Consider the following 17,257-nt stretch of genomic DNA (forward strand, 5'->3'; position numbering starts at 1 on the left):
GCCAACCTGTAATACCTTTCAGTTAAAAACTTAATAATTTAAGAATAATTTATATTAGTATTACAAATAGATTTTTTGGCTATATTATCTATCTACCTTAACACGTTTAAAGAAACTCTTCTTCAACATAAAAACTCATTTGCAGATTATTGCAAATGAGTTTTTAATCCCTAACTGACCACTATTTTTTATTTTTCTTAATTTAATTATTTTTCTCCAGACATTCATAAACAGCCATCATTTCCCGCTTATTCAACTCACGAATTCGATTAAATATTAGAATATCTGCAACATCCTCAGTTCGTAAGCCTTCATCCACAACATCACTAACTTTTCCAGTTAACCATGTTTGCACATCTATGCCATCAACAATTTCTTTAAGCCCTTCATCATTGATACCACTTGCATTACAAGTTACACATGGAATTGTTAATTTAAATACGCCATCATGCAGATTATCTTCGGTTATAGCTTTCTTTCCGTTACAGAATGCACATGGGTTACTTTTTTTAATTTTATTAATTTGGGTAACTAATTTTTTGTAACCAAATGCTTCATACACATATGTTAGTTTTTTATATTTACCATTTGTGAAATACTTATCTATAATGGTTTCTCTTGTTTCATAAACATTAGGAAAATCACAAACAGTTATTTGATTATTAACGCTAATGGATTCTATATTTCCTTTTATTTCGTCCCAGAATGGTAATACATTTTGCAACACCATTTCATAATTTGAAAAACTTGCCTGTTCTAATTCAAACATTTTCAATGCAGCTTGTGCTTTTCTTGGCAATAATGATACATCTTCTGTCAATCTCATATCGCCACCTACAATAGACTTTAATTTAACGAGTGCTGGTAAATCACCAACTGTTTTCAATACTTCATCAATAGGATGATTGATTATTTCGCGAATATCTGAGATGCCAAATTTAAGTGGTTTATGATGATTTAAAACAGTCCCCTCACAAATTGGGCATGTAATCATTTCTTTAGATTCCTTAATTTGTTCTTTAATAGCTGCCTTGGAAATAACAATATACCCACCAATAATTGTATTAAATCCTACCCATGTTCTACGTGTCTTACCTTTCTTATCATAAAATGACTTATCAAAATAGCCGTACCAAAATGTATGTTTTTCTTCTTCTGACATATCATTATAGCTCTTTGACAAATCGTGACCAAGTTCATTTTTAATTTCTTCAAATAGAAATTCTATTTTTTCATACTGATAAAATTTTAATACTTTCATGATTTCTGGATCGAATAGACCATCCCAAAATGGAACGTTTTTATCTTGAATTGTAATTTCTTTATCAAAGACTTCAATCTTAAGACGTCCTGAACAAGATGGACAATGCTTATCCTGTGAATAGAAATCAAAACTTCTCGTATCTTTATTAGTCGGATGGGCAGCTACAATATGATTAATCAATCCACCAAGTTCATACAAGAAACTATATTGACTATACAAATGTCTTTCAAGATCAATTGCAACAACAGGTGCAATTGTATCAGATTCGAATTCACCGTAAATTAATCGTGCCATTGAAGATAAACTTTTTAAAATACCACCCTTATAGATGTTTTCTGCATTTTTAAAATAAGCAATATGATTTTCTTCTAAATAGTTAATTCCATTTTGTTGATTGAGTGTTGAAGAAATTTGTAATGGACTAACTTTATCTACAGCATCTTTTTGACGATAATACTCAACATGACTCACAACATCAAGATGTTCTACAGATGCATGTTCTCTTTTACCAAAATCAACGATAAAATCAGAGTTTTCTAACATATAGGCATTATGTTCAATCATTACGATAGAAACTGATTCATCTTGTAAAATAGCCCGGACACTATCGATAAATTGATTTAAAATATTTTGTGATAAACCTTTTGAAGGCTCGTCAAAAATAAATAGTGTATGTGGGTTTCTTGAGTTTGCAAATAGCTCCGAAACTAAATGAACACATTGAAACTCACCAGTTGATAATGTTTGTGTTTTTCGTTCTAATGTCAAATAACCAAGTCCAAGTTTAATTAATAGGCTCAAGCGTTTATAAGCAATATCTTCATTAGGAAGTTCATCAATGATATCTTCAATCGAGCGTTCAAAAATGTCATCAATATCTTCACTATATTTAGTAAGTTTCTTTTTAATATCAAGAAAAGTCGCAACGGTTGAACGACTTGTAATTGATTGGTTTCGATCTTGTCCTACCATAACTAGTTTATCTTTTGGATATCGTTTCAGGAAATCTTTGGATATGCATTCATTAACAAGTGTTGATTTACCACATCCTGATTCACCTGTAACAGTGACAAGTCTATTTTTAGGAATCTGAAATTCAGTCATTTGGATGTTACGGCAATATAAATCATGGAATGCATAATATTCTGTTGGTATTTCATGATTTATTTCCCAAATTATTGGCTCTGGTCTTGGTGATTCTTCAACAATTGTTCCGCCATATTTCCCGCTACCTGGTCCAAAAAACAATTGCTCATCAGTTGTATCAAGCACTGTGTCTGAATGATCAATAACCCAAATTTGATTCTTACATCCTAATTGTTTAATCTCTTCTAAAATTTTTAATAGTGTTTTATGATCAAGACCTACTGAAATTTCATCAATGATAATTACAGTATTTTCACTTACTGCCATAAATTCTGCCAAGTACAGTCGTGTGATTTCTCCACCTGACAATGTACCCATAATCCGATTTAATGTTAAATAACCAATATTCATATTAACAATGTTTTGAAGCATATGTTGTTTCGCTTCGCTAATATTTAAAACTGCGGCTAATGAAAGAATAGATTCTACACTTAAATCATTAATATTTGAAATTGTATGTGGTTTATCAAATAATTCAATTGTATATTGTTCAATTTCTTTACTATATCTTCTTCCTTCGCATTTTTTACACTCAATATTTTTAGTAGTGCCGCGTCCTTTACAATCAGGACACCAACCTAACTGATTATTAAATGAAAAGACCTCAGGAGAAAGATTATATTTTTCAGCAAGTTGTTCACGTATCTCTTTAAAAACACCTGTATGAGTACCAATCGTTGAACGTGGATTAGAAGAAATAGATGATTTTCCTAGAAAAAGTACTAAAGGCATTTCTTCCATCTTAATAGCACTGAAATTAGTTTCCATAATATTAGGGAATAAATACTGATATTCAGCCTTTGGTAATAAGGAAACAAGGCGCTTTTTGGATTCTTCACCAATTGTTTGGCAAAAAGTTGTTTTACCAGATCCAGACAATCCAGCAATTCCAAATGATTTATTTACCGGTATTTCTGTGTCTAATTTATTTATATTGTTCGCAATTAATTGATTTACTTTCATATTAGCCTCTATTCTTATTGTTTTAAAAAAACGTTTTTATAAGATAATAATTACACAATAAATATCGATTATAGAATTAATATCCTTTCAACTCATCGGTCTTAACTTTATATTTGTCAAACCAATATTCCCACTCATCTTTTGAAAATTCTTTCTCTTCCTCTTCTAAAACTGAAGAAAAAAGATCTAAACAAATATGCCACCCTGCAACATCTTTCGGAGTATGATCTGTTAATTCATGAATAAATTCTTTAAGTAGTAAAAGTGAACCATTTTCCTCTTTATGTATTTCAAATCGGACACGATCTTTATCCCATGTGAATTCTAAAACTGAATTCATTTGACATTCTAAGATATCAATATTTATAAATGTACCATCCATCATATCAAACTTTATAATTCCACCTGTCCTAAGGTCTTCTATTTGTAAGTTAGACATCCACTTTTTTAACTTATTATTATCTGTTAATACAGACCAAAGTTCTTCTATCGAATGTGGAAAATGGCGATTAAATTGTACTACGTATTCATTACTTTGTTTATCTATTACAGCTAACATTATTAATTAACCTCCTTTTCACCAAAACGAATATACGTTCTGTTTTTATTTTACATGATTTCATTTGAAAAAGAAATCTCTATTACACTCCAATTAATTTAAGAAGTTTTTGTTAGCTCCAAAATTGATTGACTTATTATATACGAGGGCTCTAATCTAATTTCTCCCCCCTGACAAAATAAAAAGCAGAAAGAATATTTTCTGCTTTTTATAATAAATGGTACATTTCATATTGTGCTAAAGAGTTTTTTTCAAATCGACACTTTTTCAAATACCCCTGAATTAACCCATTATTAGGAAACCCCATTGATAAACTTGATAACTTCAATTCTTTACTTGCAAATTGTAATAATTGCGTCGCCATACCATTATTTCTATAGTCTTTATCTACAAATATAAAGCTAATTTTCCCTTGTTCATTTACACATAAAGAGCCTTTTAAATCATTATCGATATATGCCCCGTAAAATCTATTATTTGTTTTTTCGATATAATCCATATCATTTTGCCAATTTATATGGAAGTTAAGCCATTTCTGAATTTCGAATTTAAATGGTTGAAATTCTATTTGTTTTACTTCAATATCTTTAAAATCTTTATTAATTATTTTAGTTAGATCATTTAAATTATAATAAGAAAGTTCATATACTTTTTCATAACCAAATTTATTATAAAAATGCATCGCTCGATTATTCCCTACAATTACTTCAAGAAAAAGTTGCTTGCATCCATCTTGAATCGCCTCTTCTTTATGCAGCCCAAATAACTTTTGACTTACACCAATGCCGCGATAATCCGGATGAACCGCTAAAGTTCCACAGCGCATTGTTTTTATACTTTCATAAACTTTTATACCACCAAGTATTACACCAACAGATTTATCACCATCTAAAGCAAGAAAGGAGTGTTCTAACGAATTTCCTTCTGGACCAAAAAACCTTTTTATAAAATCTTCTTTTGAAACTTCCATTTTAATAATGTAATCTGAAAACCCGTCCTTAAAAGCTTCATACACTAAATCTATACTCACTTCACTACATCTTTTGTATTGAATCATATAAGTATAATCCTCCGCTTTGGCTTGTTATTTACTACATTCAAACACATGAAATGAATTCCCTTCACCATATCCATCCTTTATTTCATGAACAACAATTTGACTAAATCCATTAGCAATAAGTATATTTTCAAATTCTTTTAAATCATATAGTCTTATAGGAAAATCCATAATCTCAGTTTCTGCTATTTTCTCATCATGAATAACTTCATATTTTAGTTTAATATTTAAAAGTTTTTGTGCCTCATCATATGACACTTTTCTATACTCAACAATTAATTCATTGTTAATTTCTTTTCTATTTGTCTCTATCCAATCTAGAATTTGTTCTGTTTCACTTCCACCTTGTACAACAGTAAGAAGTAATTTTCCATTTTCCTTTAAGTTGTTTTTCATATTTTTAAGACTAATGTCTACTATATTATTTGGTAAAAGTGAAAATGAACCTATAGGAATCATAATAAGATCGTATTTTTTATCACTATAGTATTCTTCTATTCTTCCTTGTGACACAACCGGTTTTAAGTTTAATTTTTCTGCTTTATCTTTACAAACTTTAAGCATATCTTTCGAAATATCGAATCCTTCTATATTCACACCATTTTGCATAAAAGGAATTAACATTCTACCATTTCCACACATTGGTTCTAACACTTGTATGTTTTTGTCTTTTGCAAAAGAAAGATAAAAATCCAATTCTTTTCCACTCGCAATTGATTTATCACTTTCATATATTTTTGTACAAAGCTCTCCATAATACGTAATCAATATTATTTCACCTCTTAATTTGAAATAAATGGACATTCTCCTACTATCCATTGTTTACTACAGTTATTTCATAAACACGTAAAAAAGTAATTAAATGCTCACATGCTCTTTCACATGCTAACATTTTAAAAACCTTTTGTTCTTCTTTCGTTTTGTCATTCGCTTGATCTGAGGCAGCTTTTAAACATAGAAATGGTTTTTTATTTATATGACATACATAAGCGAATGCTGCCACTTCTTGATCAACGGCTAAAGCACCGTAAACAGTATGTAGTAAATATCTCATTTCTGAACTACGAATACGCTGATCTCCAGATAGAAATGTACCAAAATGGACCGGGTCATACGAACGCAATTTCTTCATTCGTTTTACGAGTGATTTAGTTGTTTCAATAGGTGCTGTTCTACCATCATATAGATTAAAACTATCTTCTCCTGAACCAGCCGCTGTAACATCATGCTGCAAAGTATTAAGAGCTACAACGATGTGTCCATTTTTCACTTTATCTGATAAACTCCCGCAAATTCCTGTCATAAATAACTGGTCTGGCTGAAATTCACTAATTAATAATTGTACACAACTAGCACAACTTACTTTTCCAACACCTGTCACGACTGATATCACTTCTAATTCATTAATAGAATGAAAATGAAATTCCCAAGCTGCTATCTTCTCTACACGCTCACTTGGATAATGTTGATGCAAATACGTAAGTTCTGGTTCCCATGCGGATACGATTGCGATACGTTTCATTACACGCTTCACTTCCCCTATTGTCATTGAAATAAGCTATCTATACTTTCTCGTTCATAATCTGGTATCCACTCTTTATACTTCTCATATAAATCCCGTATCATTTCTTTATTCTTCGCGATTACTTCACATCCTCTATCATCATAAATAAACATGATGATATCCTTTGTTACATTTATAAAAAATACATCTGGATATGAAATTTCTTTTTTTCGTCCTAGGCGTGGACGTAGGTCAGGGAAATCCTCATGATTAACAGCTTCAATAAGCGGTTCATATTTAATATCTTCCGCAAAACATTGTAAAGAAAATTGATATGTACAATATAATTCAGCTTCTTCATCTTCAAATAGAAAAGGGAATGTTTCTTGTCTTATATGAAACTTTAAATCCCTCTTTTTAATAAATCTATTGTATACATTTATTTTCTGCGAATTTTTTATATTTTCCTGTTTAAATCGATAAACATTTGTGACTAAAAAGACGGTATCTTCTTTTGAAAATATATCTTTAAAAAGACTTTTATTATACCTATATAGTTGTATGAAATATTCCATATTATACGTGTTACCATCTTCTTTGAATTGATATTTATCTTTCCCAAAGTCAAAATGAAGATGATTTTCCCACTGAAAGTACATGGACGGTACGAATGTAACTTCTGGGAATGTTTGATTCATATATTCTTTTAATTGCATTTTTATACCCTTTCTACTCTACAATTTCTTTTAAATGCCAATATGCTTCTTCTAGCCACGGGTGTATGACTTTTAATGTATCTTTTCTTTCCCACAAATATGAAATATATACAAAAGCAGCATGTTCTAAAGAGTTTCCTAAAGCTTTTTTTACATTTATCAAATATGAAGGTGTCCCTATTTGATCCCATTCTAATTTATCAGCAACAAATAGTACTAAATCCATCTTTGTAGCATGTTTACGCAATGTAGTGTGGCAACAGATAGCATTTAAAACTTCTTCGTCCTCTATTTTAAATATCTCTTTTGCAATTACTCTCGATAATTTTTGATGAATAATCATTGGAAATTCTCGTTCTTCTTGTAATATTTCTATTCCGAATTTTTCAGCAACTGCAATCCGCTCCTCGTTCGGAAAGATTGCACTAATATCATGTAAACACCCTGCAATCGCTGCTTTTTCTTCATCTTCATAAAATGTTTACGCAATTTTTCTTGCCTCATTTGCAACACGAATTGAATGTTTATATGTAACTTCTTTATTGTATTTTAATAGAAAAGCTTTAATATCATTTTCTATTTTTCCAGTTGGAGTAAATGAATATATATCATTATATAACATAGAAAATCCCCCTTATAACTAACTTTCATTATAATGTGGAGTTTAAATATCCTTCTTATTTTGTATTCGTTATGAATGTTTTAATTCCCTTTTTAATACGATACATGAAATTTTATGTAGAAACATTGCTACAAAATACATAAATGTTTGATATTATAGTAATGTTGATTAATTGTAAGGAAAGGAACTAACTATATAATGCATAAAAACATATTAATTATTGATGATGATAAGGATATTGTAGAATTACTCGCTGTTTATTTACGAAATGAAGGCTATAACATTTATAAAGCTTATGATGGTGATGAAGCATTACAAATGATATCTACATATGAAGTTGACCTTATGATTTTGGATATTATGATGCCAAAACGAAACGGATTAGAAGTTTGTCAAGAAGTGCGTGAAAATAATACTGTACCTATCCTTATGCTTAGTGCAAAGGCTGAAGATATGGATAAAATTTTAGGACTTATGACAGGCGCAGATGATTATATGATTAAACCGTTTAATCCACTAGAATTAGTTGCTAGAGTGAAAGCTTTGTTACGAAGATCCTCTTTCCAAAACGCTGCTACACCAAATAATGAAGATGGTATCATTCGCATTCGTACAGTTGAAATACATAAACATAATCATACCGTTAAAGTAAATGGTGAATATATTAAGCTCACCTCTATCGAATTTGATATTTTATATTTACTTGCGAGTAATACTGGAAGAGTATTTAGTTCTGAAGAAATATTCGAACGTGTTTGGAATGAAGATGGTTATGGTTCTAATAAAACGGTAATGGTCCATATTAGTAATTTACGGGATAAACTTGAAACAGTAATGAATGGTGAAAAACTGATTCATACGGTTTGGGGAGTAGGCTATAAAATTGAGAAATGAAGCATTTGATATATTAAAAGATATTCCAAAATGGAAGATTATTCTTTGGCTTTTATTAGCTATCACTCTTACACCTATTACCGAATTAATTATATATCGCCTCGTTACGAGTGTAATTGAGAGTTCACTTACTCTAAGCGAACTAAGTAAAGAATTCATTCGAATTTTTGGTTATGAAAAGTATAGAGGGATAAAGGAATCTTTATGGATGATGATCGTTTCTTATTTGTTTTTATTTACTATTTTTTCATCCTATCTTTACCTTTTTTATCGTCACGAAAAAAAACTATACTATGAAACTTGTATAAAAAAAATGATTGAGGAAATCCGTTATATTGCGAACGGACACTTTAATCATAAAATTTCAATTGCACATCATGAATACTTAGAAGAATTAGCAACTGGGGTCAATCAAATTGTTGAACAGTTAAAAGTATCAATTGATGAAGAAAGACAGGCGGAACAAGCAAAAAGCGAACTGATTACGAATGTATCACATGACTTACGAACGCCTCTTACATCTATAGTTGGATATGTAAATTTAATCCATCATGATAATTATAGAGATGAAGTGGAATTGCGTCATTACATACAAGTCATTTACGATAAAGTAACCCGTCTCAACGCATTAATGAATGATTTGTTTGAATATACACGTGTTCAAAATAAAGAGTTAAGTTTAAATTCTGTTCCCATTGATATTATAGAATTGCTTGGACAATTAACTGTCCAATTTCGGATACAGCTTCAAGAAGCTAATATTGATTGTCGACCTTCTTTCCCATCTCAAAAACTAATGGTACTAGCTGATGGAGATAAGTTAGTACGTGTGTTTGAAAATCTAATCATAAACGCTATTACTTATGGAAATGATGGAGATCATATTGACATTATCGCTTACGAAAGCAATAATACGATCGCAATTGATATAACAAATTACGGACAAGCTATCCCAAGTACTGATTTACCTCATATTTTCGAACGTTTTTATCGCGTAGAGAAATCACGATCGACAAACACCGGTGGATCTGGGCTCGGATTAGCAATTGCAAAAAGCATTGTCGAACTGCATAAAGGAACAATTGAAGTATATAGTGATGATGAAAAGACAACTTTCACTGTAAAATTACTTCCATACACATATTAATAAGACATATTTCTAGGTTCAATTTCTTATATGATAAGAAATTGAACCTTTAATTTTCCATCAAAATCCAAAATTAAAGAATTCCTTGAAATTCTTTAGAAATTCTTTACCTTTTCTTTCTTCCTAATTAAGCATTCCTTCTTACAATAATATTATTGATGTCATAGTAGGAGGATCGCTTATGCAATTCTTGAAAAAAATAACAATTTTATTATTATCTTTTCTTATTACTGCACTTATCGTTTTATATTTTTATCTTTATGTAAATGGTCCAATTATTCAAGCTAAATCAGCTATTTTAATAGATACTAATTCTGGTGAAATTGTTTATAAAAAAAATGAAAGTACTCCCATTCAGTCGGCCACTTTATCTAAATTAATGACAGAGTATATTGTGATGGAACAACTGAATGACGGCAAAATACAATTAGATGAATCAGTAAAAATAAGTAACGAAGTGTTCCAAGCGGAAGCGAGTCCTATTCAAGTAACATCAAAGGATAAAACGACGGTTCGCGATTTACTTCATGCATTGCTTTTAACAGGAAATAATCGTTCCGCACTTGCACTAGCGGAACACATTGCTGGAAATGAAGATAGCTTTACAATGATAATGAATGAAAAAGCAAAACAACTAAAGTTATCACAATCATCTCCATTTCTAAACTCTACTGGAGTAAATAACGATACAAATAAACAACCTAGTACAACAGCGATAGACGCAGCTAAACTAGCAACACAATTAGTAAAAGATTTTCCAGATGTGCTGAATATTACGAAACTAACCTCTTACAAATTTACCTTCAAAGATTTCCAAGTTTTTAACACGAATAAGATGATTTATTCCCTTAATGAAAAAATTAAACTTCATGGTGTTGATGGTTTGCAAACTAGTTTGTCAACTAACGGTAATTATAGTTTTGTTGGTACAGCAAAACAAGGAGATACAAGGTTTATTTCTGTAGTATTAGACGCCAATGAAGAAAACACGGCTTTTGTTGAAACAAAAAAGTTACTTCAATACGGTTTTGAACCTACCTCATATTCTGCACTCCAAGCTTTCCAAGACGCTATTACATCTTGGACCATTTTACTTCAGTTTAAAAATTTAATTATACAAACGATTATGATCTTTTTAATCATTACCACCTTAATGTTTTTACATATACGTCAGAAAAAATCAGAGGATTTTAACTAAGATTTCTCTTTTATATAAAAGCCGACTTGCATTTAAACAAGTCGGCCTCTAAATCTATAATCCTCTTCCAATTAAATTCGCTGAAATGGGCTGAAGGTTTAACTCCCTCGCCCATATAGATATCTGACCAATATGATGAATTTCATGTGCAATTACATGCCTTAAAACTTCACCGTATTTATATGTTTTATCTGTCCATGAAGCTTTTAATATTTTTGATTCGAAGTCGCCAGACCATAATTGCAAAAAGCTTTCTAATTCTCGTCTATATAAATCAGATAACGCTTTCACTTTTTTGATTGATTGATAATCTTTAAACTGTGGTTCGTTGTCTTCTTTTTCTTGAAGCGCACTAATCCAGCTGTACTCTACATCTACAATATGGAAGAGTGTTTCTAAAATACTCTCAACACCGCCAACACGTTTGCGAAGCAATTCTTCCTCAGTAAGCTGCTCACACAACTTAAACCAGCACATTTATCACTCCCCATATCTATTATCCACTTCACAGCATCTATTACATAACGAGAACTCCCATATGGAGTAAAGCAGCCTAGCGAAAGCTACCTGCTTTTTTTATTAAATAACTATTTTGTTAAATTTATAAAATACAATCACTTGTCTATTTCACTTTGTACCCTTCATTATCTTTTCTATAATTACAATGCCCTATTAGTAACTAAGTATTGATTATATGTCCCATAAGAACATCTCCATTTTGTTGACATATACTTTGAAAGAAAAAATATTTTTGAACATTTCACATTAAACATATGCCACAAATACTTTAAACTCATTTTCTAATTTAAATTATCAAGAAATACTTAACATTTAAATTTTTCAAAAGGAGGTATTTATGAGTCACAACAAAAAGTCAAACCCAACAAATCCGTGTGAAAAATTCCAATTCCCCTGTGTTATTCCTGTATCCCCTTGTAATCAAAATAATTGTTGTATACCTGTTTTTTTCTCAAATTCCCAACAACAAGAATTATTACAAATAATAAACAAATTAAACCAAGCCATCCTTTCTTTTTTTACAACACCAAATCCGACAACTATACAAATACTTCAATCAGCATTGCAGGCATTAAATGATTTATTAATAGCAGTACAACCAAATACACCAAATAGAAATTTAGTTATAAGAACTATAAATCAATTAATCAATTCTTTACCTACTGCATCTCTCACTCAAATCTCAGCATTATTCCAATTTCTATTCCAAAGTTTGTCTTCACTTATTAGTTGTTCAAATATATCGGACCCCTTGTTACAGCAGACATTTAACTTAATTCTACAAGGCGTCTTGAATAGTTCACTATTAAGCGTTACTGGACCAACGGGCGCAACTGGACCTACTGGACCTACTGGGACGGGAACTGGAATTCCAGGGCCTACTGGACCTCAAGGTATTCAAGGACCACAAGGACCTCAAGGCGTTCAAGGTATCCAAGGGTCTGAGGGACCTGAAGGGCCACAAGGACCTCAAGGTGTGCAAGGCATTCAGGGACCTCAAGGACCACAAGGACCTACTGGTTCGGGGACAGGAATGGGAGTTCCTGGGCCGCCAGGACCAACCGGACCTCAAGGTGTGCAAGGTATCCAGGGACCTGAAGGGCCTGAAGGACCAACAGGACCTCAAGGTGTGCAAGGTATCCAGGGACCTGAAGGGCCTGAAGGACCAACAGGGCCTCAAGGTGTGCAAGGTATTCAAGGACCTACTGGTCCAGCAGGAGAATGTGAGTGCCCAACTGGTCCAACCGGACCAACCGGACCAACCGGACCAACCGGACCAACCGGACCAACCGGACCGACTGTCCCTCCATGCAATTTCCTTGTATATGCTACAAATGCAGGAGCTATCGATGATCCTGCAGATGATACAGTATCTGTAATTAACTCTGGAACAAATACAGTTGTCGCTACAATTACTGTAGGAAATGCCCCACTTGAAGTAGCAGTTTCACCAAATGGGGTTCGTGCTTATGTTACAAATCTTTTTTCTAATACTGTTTCCGTTATTGATACTGCCACTAACACAGTTATCGCTACCATCCCTGTTGGAATTAATCCAATTGGTGTAGCTGTTTCTCCAGATAACACAACTGTTTATGTTGGAAACCATGGCAGTAATACCGTTTCTGTCATTAATGCTGCTACCAATACAGTCACTACTACCATCCCTGTTGGAATCAATCCACAAGGGATCACATTCAATCCAACTGGAACTCTTGCTTATGTTGCAAATGAATTAAGTAATACGATTTCTGTTATTGATACTGCTACCAATACAGTTATCGCTACCATTCCAGTCGGTAGCCGCCCTAGAATAATTGTCTTTACACCAGATGGCACTCTTGCTTATGTCACAAATCAAGCTAGTAATACCGTTTCAGTTATTAATACTGCTACTGATACAGTTATTAATACAATTAACGTAGGCGTCGAGCCTGTTGGTATAGCTATTACACCAGATGGTACTCGCATTTATGTTGTGAATAAAAATAGTGATAATGTTTCTGTAATAAGCACATTGACAAACACAGTAATTGATACCATTCCTGTTGCACTATCCCCGGATCAAGTAACCATCATACCAGATGGCACTCGTGCCTATGTTACAAATCAAGCTAGTAATACTGTTTCTGTTATTGATACTGCTACTAATGCCGTTATTGCTACTGTCCCGGTGGGTGTTGCTCCAACTGGTATAGCAACCGGAACTATTTGCAAATAATATAAAAATCAGAGTTAGTCATGTTTCTGTTTATAATTATGTCGAGGGAAAAAAATCACCCGGTACACGTACACTTCAGAAGATAGCAAATTATTTAAAAGTCCCAACCGATTATTTGTTAGGTTTATCTGATTCACCAGGTTTAACAGCGGACCAAGATTTACAGCTAACAAAAGAAGCACACGAAATTCTTCAAATCATTAATGACTTACCCGAAGAACAACGTAAAAAAACATTAGAACAATTAGAGATGTTTGTGAACTACGAGAAATCTAAAGGGAATATTTAGCGTAAAAAGACTATCCAAAAGTTAGATAGTCTTTTTACTTTACTTTTTCTCTTTTCTGTTCACTCAAACAGATAGAAAATAATGTCTCTTTCGGATTATCCTCTTCTTGCAAAATTAATAAAGCTTGTTTAATTAGATTAACTTCCCCTTCCTTGCTCTTCACCTTCTTCTATCTCCCTTTTTATTTTTTGTATTTTTTTACAAAAATTTCACATTGTTCCATTCGTATTCTAACATACTCATTTCCCATAAGTTCCAATACGTATCTCCTACTTTTCTCGCATCTCTTAATAAACCTTCTTTTACAAACCCTATTTTTTCGTAACATGAAATGGCTGACGTATTAAAATCATAAACACCAAGAGTAACTCTATGCAGTTTCAATTCTTCAAAAGCAATATGAGGTACTGCTTTCATCATATGTTTCCCTATAGAACGTCCTCTCATTTTCGTATCACCAACTAACACTTGTCCAATTCTAGCAGACTTATTTATATTATCTATTTGCCCAAGAGAAATATGACCAATAACTGTTTCAGTCTCTTCATCTATTACTTTGAATGCGAGTGTATTTGCACTTTCTGTGTATTCATCTAATTGCTGTTCATTTAAAGGGTATGTAAATGCATTTCCCGACCATTGTATTAAAAACTCTTCGGAATCGATCCAATTTATTAATTGTTTGAAATCGGACCTTGTAAATTTTTCAAGTTTTATCATTCCCATTCTCCTTTGATACACTCTTTTATTTACACTCAAACTTATTTCTATTTGAAAAATATATTCCCTTTTGTACAAAATAAAAAGCCATTCATAAGAATGGCTTTACACACAAAACAGCATAATTATGCTTTATTTGCTACGTCAACACCGTTAAAATCAAACTCAGCAGTAACAGTTGTAGCAGGTGGTAAAATTGCTTCAATTTTACAAAGAGATATAATTGCTGCGACTGAACCAGGAATAGCAGCTAGCTTAACAACATCGCAAGTTACCGAAGAAACAGTACCTATATAAGTACGTCCTTCAGTATTAATTCGCACTGTTTTATCAACTAATTTTTTTAGCTCATCTCTAATTCCTTGTACACAAGAGTTGTCACATTTCTCATGCTTTTCTTTTTTACACTCTTCAAAAATGTCCCAACAATCATCATGCTTACACGTACATTTCTTTCTACAATTATTAAATCGAGAACCCAAAACCTCACCCCCTAATCCTTTCTACTAGTAAAGTATGTCCAATAGCTTAAAAGTGTACGAGACAAAAGCATAGAAACAAAAAAAACAAACACTTGTACTAAACCTTCTTATTTATACCTTTAAAAACAAATATACTACTGTATGAATCCTCAATTCAAATACTCCAACTATGTAGCATTATTAGTATAAAAGTGCTTTCAACGACAATAAACATTCTTTTCTATATTAATTATAAAAACGGGCCTCTAACAATTAGAGGCCTGTTTAATGAGGGAACTTGAATTTAATTCTGCTGAATTTAAAATTTAGATAACCTCTTTCTCAAACGAATCTTTTTTCTTTTAATAAGCCGGCTCCTTTAAGAAGGACCAGCTTTTCCTATTACTTCACATTTACATAGGCTTTGTTTGCAGTAATATAGTATGTTTTTCCTTTGCTGTTGTGAAATATACATTCAGAAAAGCGTACTCCAAAATAAGATATTATTTAAAATCAGAACGTTTTCTTCAACAAGTATTTGTTGATCAATATCATAACCAGTAGTTCTCTCCACTATCTCTTGAAAATTAGCATAGTTTGTATGAATTCTATGTCTAGTAGAAAGCACTCTATCATATAAAGGTAAAATGATAGGTTAGTAAACAAGCCGTTTTTTTAATTTTTTGAAGGATTTTATTTAGTAACTTGCAAATCACATCTAACTTCCATAATATTACTTTTTGTGTTTTTTTCCGATTTACTTATCAGATGTTGACAAATTCTATCCAACTTACTATCTCGTTATATACTATCTATGCATCCAGATTGTCACCTTTAGATCGAACAGTTAGCTTTCGCTAGCTGTTCTTTTATTGCTTGTCCACTTCAACCCATTCACCATCGTATATCATCCAACCATCATGATCGTAAAATTCTGCTTGCATTTTCCTTTTACTTCGCTTCTTACTCTCGATACGTTCTTTAATTTTTCTTAATTATTCTTGCGCTTTTATATAATCGCTTTCCAGCTTCGTGATTTGCTTTTCGCTAAATTCCCCTCCTATGACGAGCAATCATAGGAGGGGAATTTATGATTTACGTGGAGCTGCTGTTGAATCAAGTTTAATTGCTTCAACACTCCCACCTATTCCCCCATTCACTTTACCAACAGGACCAACAGCAGTAGCGTGTTGTCCATGTACTAATGTTCTTGACAACCCTGGATTTGATGAGCTACCAATAATAACCGATCCAGTTCCTGGTTGGAATCAAACTGGGGATGTTACAGAAGTAGGTGCTCCAAACGCTCATAGTGGTCGTATCCTGTCAGATGGGACACTTAGTCTCTTAGCTGTGTCAATTGGACCAGGTGGAAGTATTAATCAATCAGTTGATGTTGACGAAGGCTGTTGTTTTACGTTTTCTTTTGCTGCAGATGTAAGGGATAATGCATTTCTTATAGCTTCTGTATCTTTTCCAGAACTTGGACATGGATGTCCTCCTCTCCCAATAACTCTTGGTCCATCAAATATTCCACATATTATACCTGTTGCGAATCAACCGCAATCCCTTTTCCAACATTATATTCTGGTTGTGTGTATACCTCCTGGTGTGACTACAGCATGTGTTGCTTTCCAAAATATTGCTACAGGTGGGGAAGGCGCAACAGCTTTTATTGACAATGTCGTATTTCAACCTACTGGTGGACCTTGTACTTCATGTTCACAAAATTTCTAATATATTGATGCACTTGCAGCTTTTCGTTTTGTTGGCGGACCCCATAAATATTAAAGAGAGCCTTTGGGCTCTCTTTAATATTAAGAATCACCATATATCCCCATATACTGCGCGCATTCCTGTATAGTCCCGATACATATGAGTGATTCACCTTTGTAAATGGTATACTCCTTTAGGTGCACTATTCCGCCCCCTGCTATTAAAATAGCGTTTTTGTTCGGTTATCATTTTCACTTCTTC

15 protein-coding genes and 2 pseudogenes are annotated in these 17,257 nt (G+C 32.5%); 6 read left to right on the top strand and 11 right to left on the bottom strand.

Annotated features, from left to right (window positions below):
- Positions 1 to 202: 202 nt before the first annotated feature.
- The 7 genes and pseudogenes from FT637_RS23870 to yqeK all read right to left on the bottom strand — a co-directional run bounded on the left by FT637_RS23870 (position 203) and on the right by yqeK (position 7,831).
- Entirely contained in the window at positions 203 to 3,373 is a 3,171-nt protein-coding gene (locus FT637_RS23870; protein WP_193648393.1) for an ATP-binding cassette domain-containing protein, read from the bottom strand.
- Positions 3,374 to 3,449: 76 nt separating this feature from the next.
- Positions 3,450 to 3,932 (bottom strand): SRPBCC family protein, encoded by a 483-nt coding sequence (locus tag FT637_RS23875; protein WP_193648394.1) that lies wholly within the window; start codon positions 3,930 to 3,932, stop codon positions 3,450 to 3,452.
- Between the two features lie 208 nt (positions 3,933 to 4,140).
- Positions 4,141 to 4,989: a GNAT family N-acetyltransferase gene (locus tag FT637_RS23880; protein ID WP_193648395.1), complete on the bottom strand. Its 849-nt coding sequence runs from the start codon at positions 4,987 to 4,989 to the stop codon at positions 4,141 to 4,143.
- Between the two features lie 27 nt (positions 4,990 to 5,016).
- The gene (locus FT637_RS23885) at positions 5,017 to 5,793 is read right to left on the bottom strand and encodes a class I SAM-dependent methyltransferase (RefSeq protein ID WP_413773243.1); all 777 of its coding nucleotides are present in this window, start codon (positions 5,791 to 5,793) and stop codon (positions 5,017 to 5,019) included.
- 7 nt (positions 5,794 to 5,800) lie between these two features.
- Positions 5,801 to 6,538, bottom strand: a complete 738-nt coding sequence (gene mtnN, locus FT637_RS23890; protein ID WP_193648397.1) for a 5'-methylthioadenosine/S-adenosylhomocysteine nucleosidase — start codon at positions 6,536 to 6,538, stop codon at positions 5,801 to 5,803.
- Positions 6,535 to 7,209, bottom strand: coding sequence for a DUF3885 domain-containing protein (locus FT637_RS23895; protein WP_193648398.1), 675 nt, complete (start codon positions 7,207 to 7,209; stop codon positions 6,535 to 6,537). The genes mtnN and FT637_RS23895 overlap by 4 nt, the downstream gene beginning before the upstream one ends.
- 13 nt (positions 7,210 to 7,222) lie before the next feature.
- Positions 7,223 to 7,831: pseudogene (gene yqeK, locus FT637_RS23900) on the bottom strand (bis(5'-nucleosyl)-tetraphosphatase (symmetrical) YqeK).
- A 198-nt stretch (positions 7,832 to 8,029) separates the two neighbouring features.
- On the opposite strand from yqeK, the gene FT637_RS23905 reads away from it, so the two are divergent.
- The 3 genes from FT637_RS23905 (at position 8,030) to FT637_RS23915 (ending at position 11,070) form a co-directional block, all read left to right on the top strand.
- Complete coding sequence (locus FT637_RS23905; protein WP_193648399.1) at positions 8,030 to 8,725, top strand: response regulator transcription factor; 696 nt, start codon at positions 8,030 to 8,032, stop codon at positions 8,723 to 8,725.
- On the top strand, positions 8,715 to 9,872 hold the full coding sequence (locus FT637_RS23910) for a sensor histidine kinase (protein ID WP_193648400.1): 1,158 nt from the start codon (positions 8,715 to 8,717) through the stop codon (positions 9,870 to 9,872). The genes FT637_RS23905 and FT637_RS23910 overlap by 11 nt, the downstream gene beginning before the upstream one ends.
- Positions 9,873 to 10,053: 181 nt before the next feature.
- The gene (locus tag FT637_RS23915; protein WP_193648401.1) at positions 10,054 to 11,070 is read left to right on the top strand and encodes a D-alanyl-D-alanine carboxypeptidase family protein; all 1,017 of its coding nucleotides are present in this window, start codon (positions 10,054 to 10,056) and stop codon (positions 11,068 to 11,070) included.
- Between the two features lie 54 nt (positions 11,071 to 11,124).
- Here FT637_RS23915 and FT637_RS23920 read toward each other — a convergent pair whose 3' ends face one another.
- Positions 11,125 to 11,547 (bottom strand): DinB family protein, encoded by a 423-nt coding sequence (locus FT637_RS23920; protein ID WP_193648402.1) that lies wholly within the window; start codon positions 11,545 to 11,547, stop codon positions 11,125 to 11,127.
- A 379-nt stretch (positions 11,548 to 11,926) separates the two neighbouring features.
- Here FT637_RS23920 and FT637_RS23925 point away from each other — a divergent pair, with 379 nt between their 5' ends.
- Positions 11,927 to 13,810, top strand: a complete 1,884-nt coding sequence (locus FT637_RS23925; RefSeq protein WP_193648403.1) for a beta-propeller fold lactonase family protein — start codon at positions 11,927 to 11,929, stop codon at positions 13,808 to 13,810.
- Positions 13,811 to 13,817: 7 nt separating this feature from the next.
- Positions 13,818 to 14,099 (top strand): annotated as a pseudogene (locus tag FT637_RS23930) (helix-turn-helix domain-containing protein); the annotation flags it as partial.
- A gap of 34 nt (positions 14,100 to 14,133) precedes the next feature.
- Here the strand turns inward: FT637_RS23930 and FT637_RS30350 are convergent.
- The 3 genes from FT637_RS30350 to FT637_RS23940 all read right to left on the bottom strand — a co-directional run bounded on the left by FT637_RS30350 (position 14,134) and on the right by FT637_RS23940 (position 15,301).
- Entirely contained in the window at positions 14,134 to 14,262 is a 129-nt protein-coding gene (locus tag FT637_RS30350) for a hypothetical protein (RefSeq protein ID WP_319805963.1), read from the bottom strand.
- 35 nt (positions 14,263 to 14,297) lie between these two features.
- Positions 14,298 to 14,825 (bottom strand): GNAT family N-acetyltransferase, encoded by a 528-nt coding sequence (locus tag FT637_RS23935; RefSeq protein WP_193648404.1) that lies wholly within the window; start codon positions 14,823 to 14,825, stop codon positions 14,298 to 14,300.
- A 119-nt stretch (positions 14,826 to 14,944) separates the two neighbouring features.
- Positions 14,945 to 15,301 carry a hypothetical protein gene (locus tag FT637_RS23940; protein WP_193648405.1) on the bottom strand — a complete coding sequence of 119 codons (357 nt, stop codon included), beginning with the start codon at positions 15,299 to 15,301 and terminating at the stop codon, positions 14,945 to 14,947.
- A gap of 1,041 nt (positions 15,302 to 16,342) precedes the next feature.
- Here FT637_RS23940 and FT637_RS23945 point away from each other — a divergent pair.
- Positions 16,343 to 17,017: an exosporium leader peptide-containing protein gene (locus tag FT637_RS23945; RefSeq protein ID WP_227493933.1), complete on the top strand. Its 675-nt coding sequence runs from the start codon at positions 16,343 to 16,345 to the stop codon at positions 17,015 to 17,017.
- The last annotated feature ends 240 nt before the right edge of the window (positions 17,018 to 17,257 follow it).

This window comes from Bacillus cereus, assembly GCF_015071065.1.
Taxonomy (GTDB): Bacteria; Bacillota; Bacilli; order Bacillales; family Bacillaceae_G; genus Bacillus_A; species Bacillus_A cereus_BA.

Bases quoted from the DNA above. Each gene is read 5' to 3' on its own strand.
- FT637_RS23885 (WP_413773243.1), bottom strand. From the start codon at position 5,793: ATGTCCATTTATTTCAAATTAAGAGGTGAAATAATATTGATTACGTAT.
- FT637_RS23925 (WP_193648403.1), top strand. From the start codon at position 11,927: ATGAGTCACAACAAAAAGTCAAACCCAACAAATCCGTGTGAAAAATTC.
- FT637_RS23920 (WP_193648402.1), bottom strand. From the start codon at position 11,547: ATGTGCTGGTTTAAGTTGTGTGAGCAGCTTACTGAGGAAGAATTGCTT.
- FT637_RS23880 (WP_193648395.1), bottom strand. From the start codon at position 4,989: ATGATTCAATACAAAAGATGTAGTGAAGTGAGTATAGATTTAGTGTAT.
- FT637_RS23875 (WP_193648394.1), bottom strand. From the start codon at position 3,932: ATGTTAGCTGTAATAGATAAACAAAGTAATGAATACGTAGTACAATTT.
- FT637_RS23905 (WP_193648399.1), top strand. From the start codon at position 8,030: ATGCATAAAAACATATTAATTATTGATGATGATAAGGATATTGTAGAA.
- FT637_RS23915 (WP_193648401.1), top strand. From the start codon at position 10,054: ATGCAATTCTTGAAAAAAATAACAATTTTATTATTATCTTTTCTTATT.
- FT637_RS23870 (WP_193648393.1), bottom strand. From the start codon at position 3,373: ATGAAAGTAAATCAATTAATTGCGAACAATATAAATAAATTAGACACA.
- mtnN (WP_193648397.1), bottom strand. From the start codon at position 6,538: ATGACAATAGGGGAAGTGAAGCGTGTAATGAAACGTATCGCAATCGTA.
- FT637_RS23895 (WP_193648398.1), bottom strand. From the start codon at position 7,209: ATGCAATTAAAAGAATATATGAATCAAACATTCCCAGAAGTTACATTC.
- FT637_RS23935 (WP_193648404.1), bottom strand. From the start codon at position 14,825: ATGGGAATGATAAAACTTGAAAAATTTACAAGGTCCGATTTCAAACAA.
- FT637_RS23945 (WP_227493933.1), top strand. From the start codon at position 16,343: ATGACGAGCAATCATAGGAGGGGAATTTATGATTTACGTGGAGCTGCT.